Consider the following 12,487-nt stretch of genomic DNA (forward strand, 5'->3'; position numbering starts at 1 on the left):
TTTTTCCAACGTGCAGGCAACCGACGCATGACGACTTCTTCCCTTCTCATCCGCCCACCGGTGCCCGAAGACTACGCAGGCTGGAAGCCGCTCTGGGACGGCTACAACGCCTTCTACGGACGCGAAGGCCCGACCGCATTGCCCGATGAGATCACGCAGGTCACGTGGCAGCGCTTCTTCGATGCCTACGAACCCGTGCATGCGCTCGTGGCGGAGCGCGACGGGCAACTCGTGGGGCTCACGCACTACGTCTTTCACCGCAGCATGACGCGCATCGAGCCGACCTGCTACCTGTCGGACCTCTACACGCTGTCATCGGAGCGCGGCCAGGGTGTTGGTCGCCAATTGATCCAGGGCGTGTATGCGCACGTGAAGCGCGTGGGCGGCCACCGCGTCTACTGGCAGACGCATGTGACCAACACGGCCGGGCGCACGCTCTACGACAAGGTGGCCACGCACGACGGGTTCATCGTGTACGGCACGCTGGTCTGAGGCTTCGGGTTACGACAGCGACGATGCGGCCTGCAGCATCGCGCCCATCTTCTCGTGGATGAGGTTCACGGCCTTCAGCGGGCGGAGCATCACCTTGAACTCGGTGATTCGTCCCGCGTCGTTCCACTTGATCATGTCCACGCCGTTGACCGAGAGGCCGTCGATCTCGACCTCGAATTCGAGCACCGCATCGCGCTCGCCCTTGAGCTCGCGCACATAGCGGAAGGTCTCGTTGAAGAAGACGTGGAAGGCCGCGCCCAGGTACTTGGCGGTGATGGCCTTGCCCAGTTGCGGCTTGTGCACCACGGGCGAGAGGAAGACGGCGCTGTCGTCCAACAGGGCGTCGAGGCCCTTCACGTCGCGCTCTTTGACGAGCCGGTGCCAGGTGGCGAGGGTGTCGATAGCCATCAAGGGTCTCCTCATGCAGTGATGCACGGCAGTCTAGTCGCAGGCCCCGCGCTGCAGCTTCAGATTGCCTGCGACGGCATGCGCCCCAGCAGCTTGTCCAGCGTGACCGGGTAGTCGCGCACCCGCACGCCGGTCGCGTTGTAGATGGCGTTCGCCACCGCCGCGCCGACGCCGCAGATGCCCAGTTCGCCCACGCCCTTGGCCTTCATCGGCGAGGACATCGGGTCGGTCTCGTCCAGGAAGATCACCTCCTGGTGCGGAATGTCGGCATGCACCGGCACCTCGTAGCCAGCCAGGTCGTGGTTGACGAAGTAGCCCAGGCGCTTGTCGACCGCGAGCTCTTCCATCAGCGCCGCGCCCACGCCCATCGTCATGCCGCCGATGACCTGGCTGCGCGCCGACTTGGGGTTCAGGATGCGCCCCGCCGCGCACACGGCGAGCATGCGCCGCACGCGCACTTCGGCGGTGTAGGCGTCCACGGCCACCTCGACGAAATGCGCGCCGAAGGTGGACTGCTGGTACTGCTTGGCGAGGTCGCCGAACTCCATCGTGTCCTCGACCACGAGGCCGCCCTCGCCCGCCACTGAAGCAAGCGACACGTTCCGTCCACCGGCGCGGACCATGCCGTCCGCGAAGCTCGCGGTGGCCGCATCGAGCCCCGCGCGCTGCGCTACGGCCTCGCGCAGCTTCACGCACGCGGCGTACACGCCCGCGGTCGCGCTGTTGGCCCCCCACTGCCCGCCCGAGCCCGCGGACACCGGGAACGACGAGTCTCCGAGGCGCACCACCACCTTGTCGATCGGCACGCCCATCATCTCGGCGGCCGTCTGCGCAATGATGGTGTAGCTGCCGGTGCCGATGTCCGTCATGTCGGTTTCCACCGTGACCACGCCGCGCCCGTCGAGCCGCACGCGGGCGCCCGATTTCATGACCTGGTTGTTGCGGAAGGCGGCTGCCAGGCCCGTGCCGATCCACCATCGGCCTTCGCGCCGCTGCGCCGGTTTCGCGTTGCGCTGCGCCCATTCGAAGCGCTGCGCGCCGGTGCGCAGGCACTCGATGAGGCGGCGCTGCGAGAAGCGGCGGTTCGGGTTGGCGGGGTCCACCTGCGTGTCGTTGAGCACGCGCAATTCCACCGGGTCCATGCCGAGCTTCTCGGCCAGCTCGTCGATGGCGATCTCCAGCGCCATCAGGCCCGGCGCCTCGCCCGGCGCGCGCATCGCATTGCCTTCGGGCAGGTCGAGCGAGGCGAGCCGGGTGCCCGTCAGGCGGTTCTCGCCGGCATAGAGCAGCTGGGTCTGCTGCACCGCGTTCTCGGGCTTGCCGCCGACGAGGTTGCCCGACCAGCTTTCGTGCCCGATGGCGGTGATCTTTCCCTGCCGCGTGGCGCCGATGCGGATGCGCTGGATGGTCGCCGGCCGGTGCGTGGTGTTGTTGGCCACCAGCGGCCGCTGCAGCGCCACCTTCACCGGCCGCCGCGCGATGCGGGCGCCGACCGCCGCCAGCAGCGTGTCGGCGCGCAGGAACAGCTTGGCGCCGAAGCCGCCGCCGATGAACGGCGAGACCAGGCGCACGTTGTCCTTCGGAATGCCCAGCGTGGCCGCAAGGTCGGTGCGGGTCCAGTCGATCATCTGGTTCGACGTCCACACCACCACCTTGTCGCCGCGCCATGCGGCGGTGGAGGCCATCGGCTCCATCATCGCGTGCGAGTGGTCGGGCGTGGTGTAGGTCTCGTCCAGCTTCACCTCGGCCGTGCCGAAGGCGCCCGCGAAATCGCCGACGGTCTTGTTGCTGTCGGTGGTGCGCTTGTCGGTCGATGCCTTCGCGCCGGCCAGGTCGAAATCGCCTTCCGCGCGGGCGTACTCCACGCGCAGCAGTTGCGCGGCGGCGCGCGCCTGCTCGAAGGTCTCGGCCACCACGAGCGCGACGGCCTGGTGGTAGTGCTCGACCGTGGGGCCGGCCAGGAGCCGCGCGGTGTTGAAGTTGCCCTTGCCCAGCTTGCCCGCGTTCTCGGCGGTGACGATGGCGATCACGCCGGGCGCGGCCCGCGCGCGGGCCTGGTCGATGGCGACGATGCGGCCCTTGGCGATGGCAGCGCCGACGATGTAGCCGTAGGCCGCATCGGGCGCGACGTCGTGGCGTTCGTAGGCATAGGGCGCGGTGCCCGTGGTCTTGAGCGCGCCGTCGATGCGGTCCAGCGGCTGGCCGACGACCTTGAGCTGGTCGATCGGGTTGGTGGTGGCGGGTGTGTCGAATTTCATCGCTCAGCTCCTGGCTTCTTTGGCATCTGCCAGCACCGCATCGAGGGTGCGTTCGACCAGCGTCACCTTGAAGGCGTTCTGTTCGGTCGGTCGGGCGCCGGCCAGCAGCACGGCGGTGGCGGCCGCTGCGCCGCGGGGCAGCTCGCGCTCGGCCGCCTCGACGCGCCACGGCCGGTGCGCCACGCCGCCGAGCGCGACGCGGCCCGAGCCGTCGCGCTGCACGATCGCGGCGACCGAGACCAGCGCGAACGCATACGACGCGCGATCGCGCACCTTGTGATAGACGTGCTTGCCGCCCACGGGCGCCGGCAGCGTGACTGCCGTGATGAGCTCGCCGGGCGCGAGCGCGGTCTCGACCTGCGGCGTGGCGCCGGGCAGCGTATGAAAGTCGGCAATCGGAATCGTGCGGCGCGAGCCATCGGCGCGCACCGTCTCCACGCCCGCATCGAGCACGCGCATCGCGACGGCCATGTCGCTGGGCTGCGTGGCGATGCAGGCCTCGCTCGCGCCGATCACCGCGTGCTGGCGGCTGAACCCGCCGATGGCCGAGCAGCCGCTGCCGGGCTGACGTTTGTTGCACGGCTGGTTGGTGTCGTAGAAGTACGGGCAGCGCGTGCGCTGCAGCAGGTTGCCCGCGGTGGTCGCCTTGTTGCGCAGTTGGGCCGATGCGCCCGCGAGCAGCGCGCGCGAGAGCACGCCGTAGTCGCGCCGCACGCGCTCGTTCGCGGCGAGGTCGGTGTTGCGCACCAGCGCGCCGATGCGCAGGCCCCCGTTCGGTGTGCTCTCGACCTTGTCGAAGCCCAGGCCGTTGACGTCGATCAGGTGGCCGGGCGTCTCGATCTCCAGCTTCATGAGGTCCAGCAGGTTGGTGCCGCCTGCGATGAAGCGTGCGCCCGGTGTGCGTGCCGCGGCCGAGACGGCCTGCGCGGGCGACGTGGCCCGCTCGTAGGTAAAGGCTCTCATGCTTTCACCCCCGCCACGCCCGCAACTTCAGAGATCGCTTCGACGATGTTGCTGTAGGCCCCGCATCGACAGATGTTGCCGCTCATGCGCTCGCGAAACTCGACGGTGGAGAGCTGCGGCCTGGCCGTGAGGTCGGCGCTCACATGGCTCGGAACGCCCTGCGCGATTTCGCCCAGCATGCCCACGGCCGAACAGATCTGCCCCGGCGTGCAGTAGCCGCACTGGTAGCCGTCGTGCTTGACGAACGCGGCCTGCATCGGGTGCATGCGGCCGGGTGCGCCCAGGCCTTCGATGGTGGTCACCTTCGCGCCCTCGTGCATCACCGCCAGCGTGAGGCACGAGTTGATGCGCCGGCCGTCGAGCATCACGGTGCAGGCGCCGCACTGGCCGTGGTCGCAGCCCTTCTTGGTGCCGGTGAGGTGCAGGTGTTCGCGCAGCGCATCGAGCAAGGTGGTGCGCGTGTCCAGCGACAGGCGCTGCGTCTTGCCGTTGACCACGAGCGTCACGCGGGCGAGCGCCGCGCCGCCGGGCGCCGGAGCCGGCGCGGCCACTGCGGGTGCGGCGGTGAATGCGGGCACCGAGGCGGCCGCGGCACCGGTCTTGAGGAGGCCGCGTCGGGAGATGGTGAATTTGTCGGGCGTCGTCGTGGTCATGTCGCTTTCGCTCCTTGTTTCATCGGGGGGAGGCGCGCGCCGCAGCGGGAGCGAGTCCGCGCGCAGGGAAGAACGGCCGTCGCCCGCAGCGCCGGCCCGTGAACTCACTTTAGGTTTCTGCCAGGCATGCGAATAGCCCCTCCGGCCTTGAAGGACTGGCAAGTTGCTCTTGATAATGAGTAGGTCGAAAGGAGCATCCCATGCCCATCAACGAACTGCGTTCCATCGCCACCTTCGCCAAGACCGCCGAGCTCGGCAGCCTGCGCCAGGCGGCCGTGGCACAAGGCATCACGCCGCAAGCGGCGAGCCAGGCGCTGGCCCAGCTGGAGCAGCACCTGGGCGTGCGGCTCTTTCACCGCACGACGCGCAGCCTCTCGCTCACCGACGAGGGCCGGCAGTTTCTCGAAGCTGCGCAGCCCGCGCTCGTGGGCCTGCAGCGCGCGCTGCACATGGCGCGGCAGGCCAAGGACGAGATCGCGGGGCCGCTGCGCATCGTGGGGCCCCGCTCGACCTTCGCGCCCGTGCTGTGGCCGCTGCTGGACGAGTTCTGCCGCGCGCACCCCGGGGTGCAGCCCGACGTGCAGCTGGACGACCGCATCGGCAACTGGGTGGAAGACCGCGTGGACGTGGGGTTTCGGGTGGGGCAGTCGACGGCCGAAGGCGTCATTGCGCGGCGGCTCTTTCCGTCGCAGCTCATCATCTGCGCGGCACCGGCATATCTGCAACAGCATGGCGCGCCGGACAGCCTGAACGCGCTCGCCGCGCACCGCTGCAGCGCCTTTCGGCACCCGGGCACCGGCCGGGTCCTGCCCTGGTATGTGAAGGTGGAAGGCGCGCGCATCGAGCACCACGTGGTGCCCGCGCTGTGCATCAACGACGAGGCGCTGGAGACCGAAGCCGTGCTGGCCGGCCATGTGCTCGGGCTGATGACCGGCGTGATCGCCGCGACCCACATCCGCGAGGGGCGCCTGGTGCCGCTCCTGACGCGGCACGTGGACGACCACTCCAGCACCTTCGTGTACTACGGCAGCCGCGCCGCGCAGCCCGCGCGGGCGAAGGCCTTCATCGAACTCGCGGTGCGGCGGCTGGTGGACAACACGGCCTACGTGCTGACGGCCAAGGAGTTGCAGGCGGCGGAGACCAAGGGGCGCAAGGCGTTCGCGAGACAGTGAGGCCATCGCAACGTCCTTCGCGCCTGCCGCGTCAGTACTTGATGGTGACGCCGGCCTTCACCCCGTTGTTGGCCTTGCCGTCGGAGGTCACGCCGCCGTTGAACGACGTGCTTCCGCCGGTGCTCGCGCCGAGCGAGTAGACGGGCCGCGGCATGGAGGTGTCGGTGCCGATGTAGGTGCCGCTGCCGTCGGGCCGCTCCACGCCGACCGTCGCGCCCTTGGTGTAGGCCGAGGTTTCGGTCGAGTTGACGTTGGGGGCGATGTAGACGGTGCCCTTGTCGTTGCTGTCGACGGGCACCTTCACGGGTTCGGCGATAGCGGCGGTGCAGACTGCGAAGACTGCGCAGCCTCCAAAGAAGGCGGCCGCACGCGGGCGCGCAAGGATCAGTTTGCTCATGGGGCGATCCTGGGGGTCGCGCGGCCAGACGCCTGTAGGACAGGAGGAAGCGTGAGGGCCCGCCCATGAGCCGGTGTAGCCTCGGCGCCCATGGATTCCCTCATCGCCGCCTCCGCACGCGCCCTCGCCGCAGGGGATGCGCTCGGCGCCCTCAAGCGCGTTGCGCTGCGCGACGATCCGCCCGCGCTGGCGCTGCGCGGCATCGCCATGGCGCAGCTGGGCGAACACCCGCGCGCCCGCGAGTTGCTGCGCCGCGCCGCGCGGGCCTTCGGCGCGCACGAAGAACTCGCGCGTGCGCGCTGCGTGGTCGCCGAGGCCGAGGTGGCGATGGCCATGCGCGATTTCGGCGGCACGCCGCGTGCGCTCGCGGCGGCCGCGGCCACGCTGGAAGCGCACGACGATTTCGCCAACGCGCGGCAGGCGCGGCTCATCGCGGCGCGCCGGCTGCTGCTCATCGGGCGCCTCGATGAAGCCGCCGCCGCGCTGGCGCTGCTCGATGGCCAGGCGCTGTCGCCGGCGCTCGCTGCCGTGGCCGAACTCACCGCGGCGGAGCTCGCGTTGCGCTCGCTGCGCCTCGGCCCCGCGCGGGCTGCACTCGCCCGCGCGCACGAGGCGGCCGGACGCGCCCGCGTGCCGGCGCTCGCGGCCGAGGTGGCGGAAGCGCAGGCCGCGCTCGACCGCCCCGCGGCGCGGCGGCTCTTTCCCGGTGGCGAACAGGCGCTGCGGCTCGATGAGGTCGCGGCGCTGCTGGCCTCGGACGCATTGGTGGTCGATGCCTGCCGCCGCGGCGTGGGCGCCGGCGATGCGTGGCGGCCGCTCGCGCGCCGGCCGGTGCTCTTCGCACTGGCGCGCGCGCTCGCGGAGGCATGGCCCGGCGATGTCGAACGCGAAGCGCTGATCGCCTACGCCTTCAACACCCGCCACCCCGACGAGACGCTGCGCGCGCGCCTGCGCGTGGAGATCGGCCGGCTGCGCGCGCTGGTCGCGGCGGAGGCCGGCATCGAGGCCACCGCGCGCGGCTTCGCGCTCAAGCCGCGCGACGGGCGCGAGGTGGTGCTGCTCGCGCCGCCCATCGATGGCGAGCAGGCCTCGCTGGTGGCGCTGCTCTCGGACGGCGCGGCGTGGTCGACCTCGGCCCTGGCGCTCGCGCTGGGGGCCAGCCAGCGCACCGTGCAGCGCGCGCTCGCCGAACTGGAGGCCGAGGGGCGCGTGCGCGCCAACGGGCGGGCGCGGGCGCAGCGCTGGCTCGCGCCGCCGCTCGCGGGATTCACGACGATCTTGTTACTCCCCTCTTCGCTGCCGATTGCCTAAAGTTGTCTCCAGGGCGCCGATCCGCGGCGCACCCCACAAGGAGCCAACGATGACGAGCAAGAAAGACATTCCCCAGGCCACCCTGCGCGCCGCCGAGATCGTGCGCGAGTACGGCCCCTTCGCGGGCGCCGACAACGTGGGCGGCGTGACCCATGACGGCCAGCGCGTCTGGGCCGCCGTCGGCGCCCGGCTGATCGCCTTCGACCCCGGGAGCGGCGAGACCACCCGCACCCTGGACCGCGCCGCCGATGCCGGCACCGCCTTCGATGGCAAGCACCTCTACCAGATCGCCGAGCAGCGCATCGACAAGATCGATCCCGCGACCGGCGACGTGCTGGCGTCGATTCCCGCGCCCGGCCATGGGACCGATTCGGGCCTCACCTGGGCCGAGGGGAGCCTCTGGGTCGGGCAGTACCGCGACCGCAAGATCCACCAGATCGACCCCGCGACGGGCGCGGTGCTGCGCACCATCGAATCGAACCGCTTCGTCACCGGCGTGACCTGGGTCGATGGCCAGCTGTGGCACGCCACCTGGGAAGGCGACGAGAGCGAGCTGCGCCACATCGACCCGCAGAGCGGCGCCGTGCTCGAGCGGCTGGAAATGCCGCGCGGCGTGGGCATCAGCGGGCTCGAATCCGACGGGGCCGACCTCTTCTATTGCGGCGGTGGCGGCAGCGGCAAGGTGCGCGCCGTGCGCCGCCCGAAATCCGCCAGGGCCTGAGCGGCCCGTCAACCCAAGGAGAACCCATCATGAACACCCTCACCGCAGAAACGACCCGCCTGAAGAACCACGCCGTCGTGTCGAAGGACCGATGGCTCGCCCAGCGCAAGGCGCTGCTGGCGCGCGAGAAGGAGCTCACGCACCTGCGCGACGAGATCGCCCGCGAGCGCCGCGCCTTGCCGTGGACGCGCGTCGAGAAGGACTACACCTTCGACACCCCCGAGGGCCCGCGCCGGCTCGCCGACCTGTTCGAAGGCCGCCGCCAGCTGGTGGTGCAGCACTTCATGCTCGGCCCGGAGTGGGAGCAAGGCTGCCCGAGCTGCTCGTACATGGCCGATCACATCGCGGGCATGAAGGTGCACCTGGAACACCGCGACGTGACGATGCTGGTCGTCTCGCGCGCGCCGCTGGCCGAGATCGAGCGCTTTCGCCAGCGCATGGGCTGGCAGTTCAAGTGGGTGTCGGCTTGCGAGAGCGACTTCAACTACGACTTCGGCGTGAGCTTCAAGCCGCAGGAGTGGGCCGAGGGCAAGGGCGAGGTCTACTACAACTACAGCGTGCGGCCCTTCCCCGCGCAGGAAGCGCCCGGCGTCAGCGTGTTCTACAAGGACGATGCGGGCGAGGTGTTCCACACCTACTCGACCTACGAGCGCGGGGTCGAAGTGATGATGGGCACCTACAACCTGCTCGACCTCACGCCCAAGGGACGCGACGAGCACAACCCGGTCTACGCGATGGATTGGGTGCGGCACCACGACCGGTACGAGCCGGCGCCGGAGGCAGCCAAGCCAGCGGCAGGCTCGTGCTGCCACGGCGACGACTGAACGCGGGGGATGTCGTGGCGGATGTCGTGGCGGATGTCGTCGCAAACGCAGGCCTTTGGCCCTGGCTCGCGGTCGCGGGCGTCGGCGCCCTGCATGGGCTGAACCCCGCCACCGGCTGGATGCTGGCCGCCGCGTGGGGCGTGCGCTCGGGGGACAGGGCGCAGGCCCTCCGGGCGCTGATGCCGATCGCGGTCGGGCATGCGGCATCGATCGCGCTGGTGGCCGGCGCGGTGGCGTTCGGCCTGTCGATGGACCGCGCGGTGGTGCAGGTGCTGGCGGGTGGACTGTTCGTTGCAGTCGCGGTGCTTCACCTGTGGCGCCGCACCCCCAGGGCTGCGCGTGCACCGGCAGGGCATGCCGGGCTCGCGCTCTGGTCTTTCATGATGTCCACCGCGCATGGGGCGGGGCTGATGCTGGTGCCGGCGCTGATCCCGCTCTGCATGGGAGATGGGGCGGGCGGGCAGATCGCCGCATCCGATTCGCTGATGCTTGCGTTCGCAGCGGTCGGTGTTCACACCGCGGCAATGCTGGCTGTCACGGGCTTGATCGCGAGCGGGGTTTGCCGTGGCTTCGATGCAGGTGCAGGCCTTCTTCGAAGCCTCAGGCGCAAGGCATGGCGCCCTGGCTAGGCATGAACGGCGATTCGCATGAGCTGTCGCGCCCCCTCGACGACGAGGCACAGCACCGCTCCCCCAAGACCGATCCGAAAACACCCCCATTCCTTCCGGCCGGATACGCCGAACGCCGTCGCCAGCACGGCGAGAAATATCATGAAAAGCCCCATCAGCTGAGCGTCGGGCGCCAGCAGCGTGACGGTCCAGTTCCCTCGCCCCGGGCGATAGGTGTACTGACCGGAGAACAGCACCCAGAGGCCGCAGGCCGCCAAGCCCAACGGCAGCAATGGCCCCAGGTAGCGGACGACGAAGGATCTTCTGCCTTCGCTCACCTCACGCCGCCTTCGGCTCCGGCAATACCGCCGTCAACGCGAAGTCGATCAGCCGCAGCCAGGTCTCTTCGAGCCCCATGATGTTGTAGTGGTCCGAGCCAGGAACGGTCTCCACGGACACCGGTGTCGGCCATGCTGCGATGAGCTTCTGCGAACGCTCCGGCAGCACGACGTCGTCGCGTTCGGCCAGCAGCACCTGTGTCTTCGCGGCGACCTCCGCGCAGTGCGTGAGCGAGTCGAACCGGTTGCGCAGCAGCAGCGACAGCGGCACGAGCGGAAAGCGCCGCTTCGCGACTTCGAGCATCGAGTCGTAGGGCGTGACCAGTTGCAGGCTCGCGAACTCCTGCCGCGCCACGAGCTGGATGGCCACGCCCGTGCCCAGGCTTCGGCCGACCACGTGCAGGCGCGCATTCGGGAAGGCGCGGCGCAGGTGTTTGGCGAACTGGCCGCCGTCTTCGACGGAGGCGATCTCCGAGGGCTGCCCCTGCGAGTCGGCCACGCCGCGGTAGTTGATCGCGGCGAAGCCGAAGCCGTCCGGCAGCCAGTGCAGCGCCTGCGCGGTGGCGCGAACGTCTTCGCTGCGGCCCGCGAAATAGATGAACAGGTCCCGCACCGCCTCCTCGCCCTGCGGGTGGTAGACATAGCCGCGGACCATGCCGCCCGGCACCGTGTGCGAGTAGGTGGAGAAGTCGTCCGACAGCTGAACGACGGGGTGCTTGCGGGCATTGAAGAGGATGTGCCCCTGGCGCGTTGCAAGGAGAGTCCAGTAGGCGGCGAGGCTGCCGATGGCGGCGGCCGAAGCGGAAAGTGCGATGCGGGCGGCTTTGGATGACAAGGTTCTTTTTCCTGGAGCAACGGCATTGAGGCGCGGAGCCTGTGTGCGAAGGCGCTAGTTTCGCCTCGTTCGTGGGTGGGGTCGTGTCAGGAATTGGTTCCCTTGGGGGTCGGCGTTTTCTTCTTTCGCCCGCCGATGGCGCCCGACGCGGCCGCCTTCAGGATGCGGCGGAACGTGGGGCACTCCATGTGGCTCGGCGCGGGGCACACGGCCGCGTGCCGCAGGCCGTCGCGCAGGGCCCCCAGCTCGCGGATGGTGCGGTCGAGCGCGTCGGCCTTGGCCGCGAGCATCTGCCGGTCGATGCGCGGGCCGTCCTCCGGCGCGAACATGCGCGCGATTTCATCGAGCGAAAAACCGGCGGCCCGGCCCACCGTGATGAGCGCCAGCCGCTCCAGCACGCCGGGATGGAACAGGCGGCGAAGGCCGCGCCGGCCGGTCGAGACGATCAGCCCCTTTTCGTCGTAGAACCGCAGCGTCGAGGCCGGGATTCCCGATTGCCGCGCCACCTCGGCGATGTCCAGATGCTGCACCTCTTGACCTCAAGTCGACTTGAAGTTGCACAGTCTAGCTTCGGCCTCTTTTTTCGAGGCACATGAAAGGATCAGGACCATGAACGCCCAGCACCCGAACGACAACGAACAGGCCGCACTCTGGAACGGACGCGCAGGCCGCGCCTGGATCGACGGACAGGCGACGCTCGACCGGATGTTCAGCGCCTTCGAAGACCTGCTCGCCGACACGGTGCGCAACGCATCGGCGCGGCGGGTGCTCGACGTGGGCTGCGGCACGGGCAGCACGACGCTCGCTGCGGCGCGGGCGGCCGGCGTGCAGGGCGAATGCCTCGGCGTCGATATCTCGCAGCCGATGATCGCGGTGGCCCGCGACCGCGCCGAGCGTGAAGGCTCGACCGCCCGCTTCGTCGGCGCCGACGTGCAGACGCACGCCTTCGCGCCCGCGCGCTTCGACCTCGTCATCTCGCGCTTCGGCGTGATGTTCTTCGACGATCCCGTGGCCGCCTTCACGAACCTGCGCCGCGCGGCGAGCGCCGGTGCGCCGCTGCAGGTCATCGCGTGGCGAAGCCCCGCGGAGAACCCCTACATGACCACGGCCGAGCGCGCAGCGGCGCCGCTGCTGCCGGACATGCCGGTGCGCGCGCCGGGTGCGCCGGGGCAGTTTGCCTTTGCAGACAGGCACCGGGTCGCGTCCATCCTGCAAGAGAGTGGGTGGACCGGGATCGACATCCAGCCGATCGATGTGGACTGCGCCTTTCCCGAGAAGGACCTGGTCGGTTATTTCACGCGCCTCGGCACCGTCGGCCAGGTGCTCCAAGACATGGACGAGGCGACGCGCCGGCAGGTCATCGGCACCGTGCGCGCCGCCTTCGATCCGTTCGTGCATGCGGACGAAGTGCGCTTCACCGCGGCCTGCTGGATGATCGGTGCGAAGGCGCCTGCCCACGCCTGAAGCGACCGTTTGCACAACGCATGCGCGCTGATCGGGAGCGGCC

At 70.0% G+C, this 12,487-nt stretch carries 15 protein-coding genes; 7 read left to right on the plus strand and 8 right to left on the minus strand.

Translation table 11 applies throughout. From position 1 onward, the window contains the following. Window positions 1-27: 27 nt before the first annotated feature. Window positions 28-492: a GNAT family N-acetyltransferase gene (locus tag BM133_RS19545; RefSeq protein ID WP_093437287.1), complete on the plus strand. Its 465-nt coding sequence runs from the start codon at window positions 28-30 to the stop codon at window positions 490-492. Between the two features lie 9 nt (window positions 493-501). Here the strand turns inward: BM133_RS19545 and BM133_RS19550 are convergent, their stop codons facing one another. The 4 genes from BM133_RS19550 to paoA are packed head-to-tail and all read right to left on the minus strand — an operon-like array spanning window position 502 to window position 4,774. After that, a complete protein-coding gene (locus BM133_RS19550; RefSeq protein ID WP_093437290.1) occupies window positions 502-900 on the minus strand; it encodes a nuclear transport factor 2 family protein in 399 nt (132 codons plus the stop codon). Window positions 901-959: 59 nt separating this feature from the next. Then, window positions 960-3,158, minus strand: a complete 2,199-nt coding sequence (gene paoC, locus BM133_RS19555) for an aldehyde oxidoreductase molybdenum-binding subunit PaoC (RefSeq protein WP_093437292.1) — start codon at window positions 3,156-3,158, stop codon at window positions 960-962. Window positions 3,159-3,161: 3 nt separating this feature from the next. Further along, entirely contained in the window at window positions 3,162-4,121 is a 960-nt protein-coding gene (locus BM133_RS19560) for an FAD binding domain-containing protein (protein WP_093437294.1), read from the minus strand. Next, on the minus strand, window positions 4,118-4,774 hold the full coding sequence (gene paoA, locus BM133_RS19565) for an aldehyde dehydrogenase iron-sulfur subunit PaoA (protein WP_093437297.1): 657 nt from the start codon (window positions 4,772-4,774) through the stop codon (window positions 4,118-4,120). The genes BM133_RS19560 and paoA overlap by 4 nt, the downstream gene beginning before the upstream one ends. Window positions 4,775-4,974: 200 nt before the next feature. Between paoA and BM133_RS19570 the strand changes: the two genes are divergently transcribed. Further along, window positions 4,975-5,946, plus strand: a complete 972-nt coding sequence (locus BM133_RS19570) for a LysR family transcriptional regulator (RefSeq protein ID WP_093437299.1) — start codon at window positions 4,975-4,977, stop codon at window positions 5,944-5,946. Between the two features lie 31 nt (window positions 5,947-5,977). On the opposite strand, the gene BM133_RS19575 is transcribed toward BM133_RS19570, so the two are convergent. Beyond that, window positions 5,978-6,343: a hypothetical protein gene (locus BM133_RS19575; RefSeq protein ID WP_093437302.1), complete on the minus strand. Its 366-nt coding sequence runs from the start codon at window positions 6,341-6,343 to the stop codon at window positions 5,978-5,980. A 90-nt stretch (window positions 6,344-6,433) separates the two neighbouring features. On the opposite strand from BM133_RS19575, the gene BM133_RS19580 reads away from it, so the two are divergent. The 4 genes from BM133_RS19580 to BM133_RS19595 are packed head-to-tail and all read left to right on the plus strand — an operon-like array spanning window position 6,434 to window position 9,828. Continuing rightward, window positions 6,434-7,654: a helix-turn-helix domain-containing protein gene (locus tag BM133_RS19580; protein WP_093437304.1), complete on the plus strand. Its 1,221-nt coding sequence runs from the start codon at window positions 6,434-6,436 to the stop codon at window positions 7,652-7,654. Between the two features lie 49 nt (window positions 7,655-7,703). Further along, window positions 7,704-8,375 carry a Vgb family protein gene (locus BM133_RS19585; protein ID WP_093437307.1) on the plus strand — a complete coding sequence of 224 codons (672 nt, stop codon included), beginning with the start codon at window positions 7,704-7,706 and terminating at the stop codon, window positions 8,373-8,375. Window positions 8,376-8,404: 29 nt separating this feature from the next. Then, entirely contained in the window at window positions 8,405-9,199 is a 795-nt protein-coding gene (locus tag BM133_RS19590) for a DUF899 domain-containing protein (RefSeq protein ID WP_093437309.1), read from the plus strand. Window positions 9,200-9,225: 26 nt separating this feature from the next. Beyond that, on the plus strand, window positions 9,226-9,828 hold the full coding sequence (locus tag BM133_RS19595; RefSeq protein WP_093438207.1) for a hypothetical protein: 603 nt from the start codon (window positions 9,226-9,228) through the stop codon (window positions 9,826-9,828). On the opposite strand, the gene BM133_RS19600 is transcribed toward BM133_RS19595, so the two are convergent. From BM133_RS19600 to BM133_RS19610, 3 genes are all read right to left on the minus strand, one after another. Continuing rightward, a complete protein-coding gene (locus BM133_RS19600) occupies window positions 9,825-10,145 on the minus strand; it encodes a hypothetical protein (RefSeq protein WP_143100157.1) in 321 nt (106 codons plus the stop codon). The two genes, BM133_RS19595 and BM133_RS19600, sit on opposite strands and share 4 nt — an antisense overlap. A gap of 1 nt (window position 10,146) precedes the next feature. Further along, on the minus strand, window positions 10,147-10,980 hold the full coding sequence (locus tag BM133_RS19605; RefSeq protein WP_093437314.1) for an alpha/beta hydrolase: 834 nt from the start codon (window positions 10,978-10,980) through the stop codon (window positions 10,147-10,149). A gap of 86 nt (window positions 10,981-11,066) precedes the next feature. Continuing rightward, window positions 11,067-11,510, minus strand: coding sequence for a helix-turn-helix domain-containing protein (locus tag BM133_RS19610; RefSeq protein ID WP_093437317.1), 444 nt, complete (start codon window positions 11,508-11,510; stop codon window positions 11,067-11,069). Window positions 11,511-11,589: 79 nt separating this feature from the next. On the opposite strand from BM133_RS19610, the gene BM133_RS19615 reads away from it, so the two are divergent. Then, window positions 11,590-12,444 carry a class I SAM-dependent methyltransferase gene (locus tag BM133_RS19615; protein WP_093437319.1) on the plus strand — a complete coding sequence of 285 codons (855 nt, stop codon included), beginning with the start codon at window positions 11,590-11,592 and terminating at the stop codon, window positions 12,442-12,444. Window positions 12,445-12,487: the final 43 nt, after the last annotated feature.

It is taken from the genome of Variovorax sp. 770b2, from assembly GCF_900115685.1.
Lineage (GTDB): Bacteria > Pseudomonadota > Gammaproteobacteria > Burkholderiales > Burkholderiaceae_C > Variovorax.

What these genes read in the sequence shown, in the direction of transcription:
- BM133_RS19545 (WP_093437287.1), top strand. Translation starts at nt 28, where the DNA reads ATGACGACTTCTTCCCTTCTCATCCGCCCACCGGTGCCCGAAGACTAC.
- BM133_RS19550 (WP_093437290.1), bottom strand. Translation starts at nt 900, where the DNA reads ATGGCTATCGACACCCTCGCCACCTGGCACCGGCTCGTCAAAGAGCGC.
- paoC (WP_093437292.1), bottom strand. Translation starts at nt 3,158, where the DNA reads ATGAAATTCGACACACCCGCCACCACCAACCCGATCGACCAGCTCAAG.
- BM133_RS19560 (WP_093437294.1), bottom strand. Translation starts at nt 4,121, where the DNA reads ATGAGAGCCTTTACCTACGAGCGGGCCACGTCGCCCGCGCAGGCCGTC.
- paoA (WP_093437297.1), bottom strand. Translation starts at nt 4,774, where the DNA reads ATGACCACGACGACGCCCGACAAATTCACCATCTCCCGACGCGGCCTC.
- BM133_RS19570 (WP_093437299.1), top strand. Translation starts at nt 4,975, where the DNA reads ATGCCCATCAACGAACTGCGTTCCATCGCCACCTTCGCCAAGACCGCC.
- BM133_RS19575 (WP_093437302.1), bottom strand. Translation starts at nt 6,343, where the DNA reads ATGAGCAAACTGATCCTTGCGCGCCCGCGTGCGGCCGCCTTCTTTGGA.
- BM133_RS19580 (WP_093437304.1), top strand. Translation starts at nt 6,434, where the DNA reads ATGGATTCCCTCATCGCCGCCTCCGCACGCGCCCTCGCCGCAGGGGAT.
- BM133_RS19585 (WP_093437307.1), top strand. Translation starts at nt 7,704, where the DNA reads ATGACGAGCAAGAAAGACATTCCCCAGGCCACCCTGCGCGCCGCCGAG.
- BM133_RS19590 (WP_093437309.1), top strand. Translation starts at nt 8,405, where the DNA reads ATGAACACCCTCACCGCAGAAACGACCCGCCTGAAGAACCACGCCGTC.
- BM133_RS19615 (WP_093437319.1), top strand. Translation starts at nt 11,590, where the DNA reads ATGAACGCCCAGCACCCGAACGACAACGAACAGGCCGCACTCTGGAAC.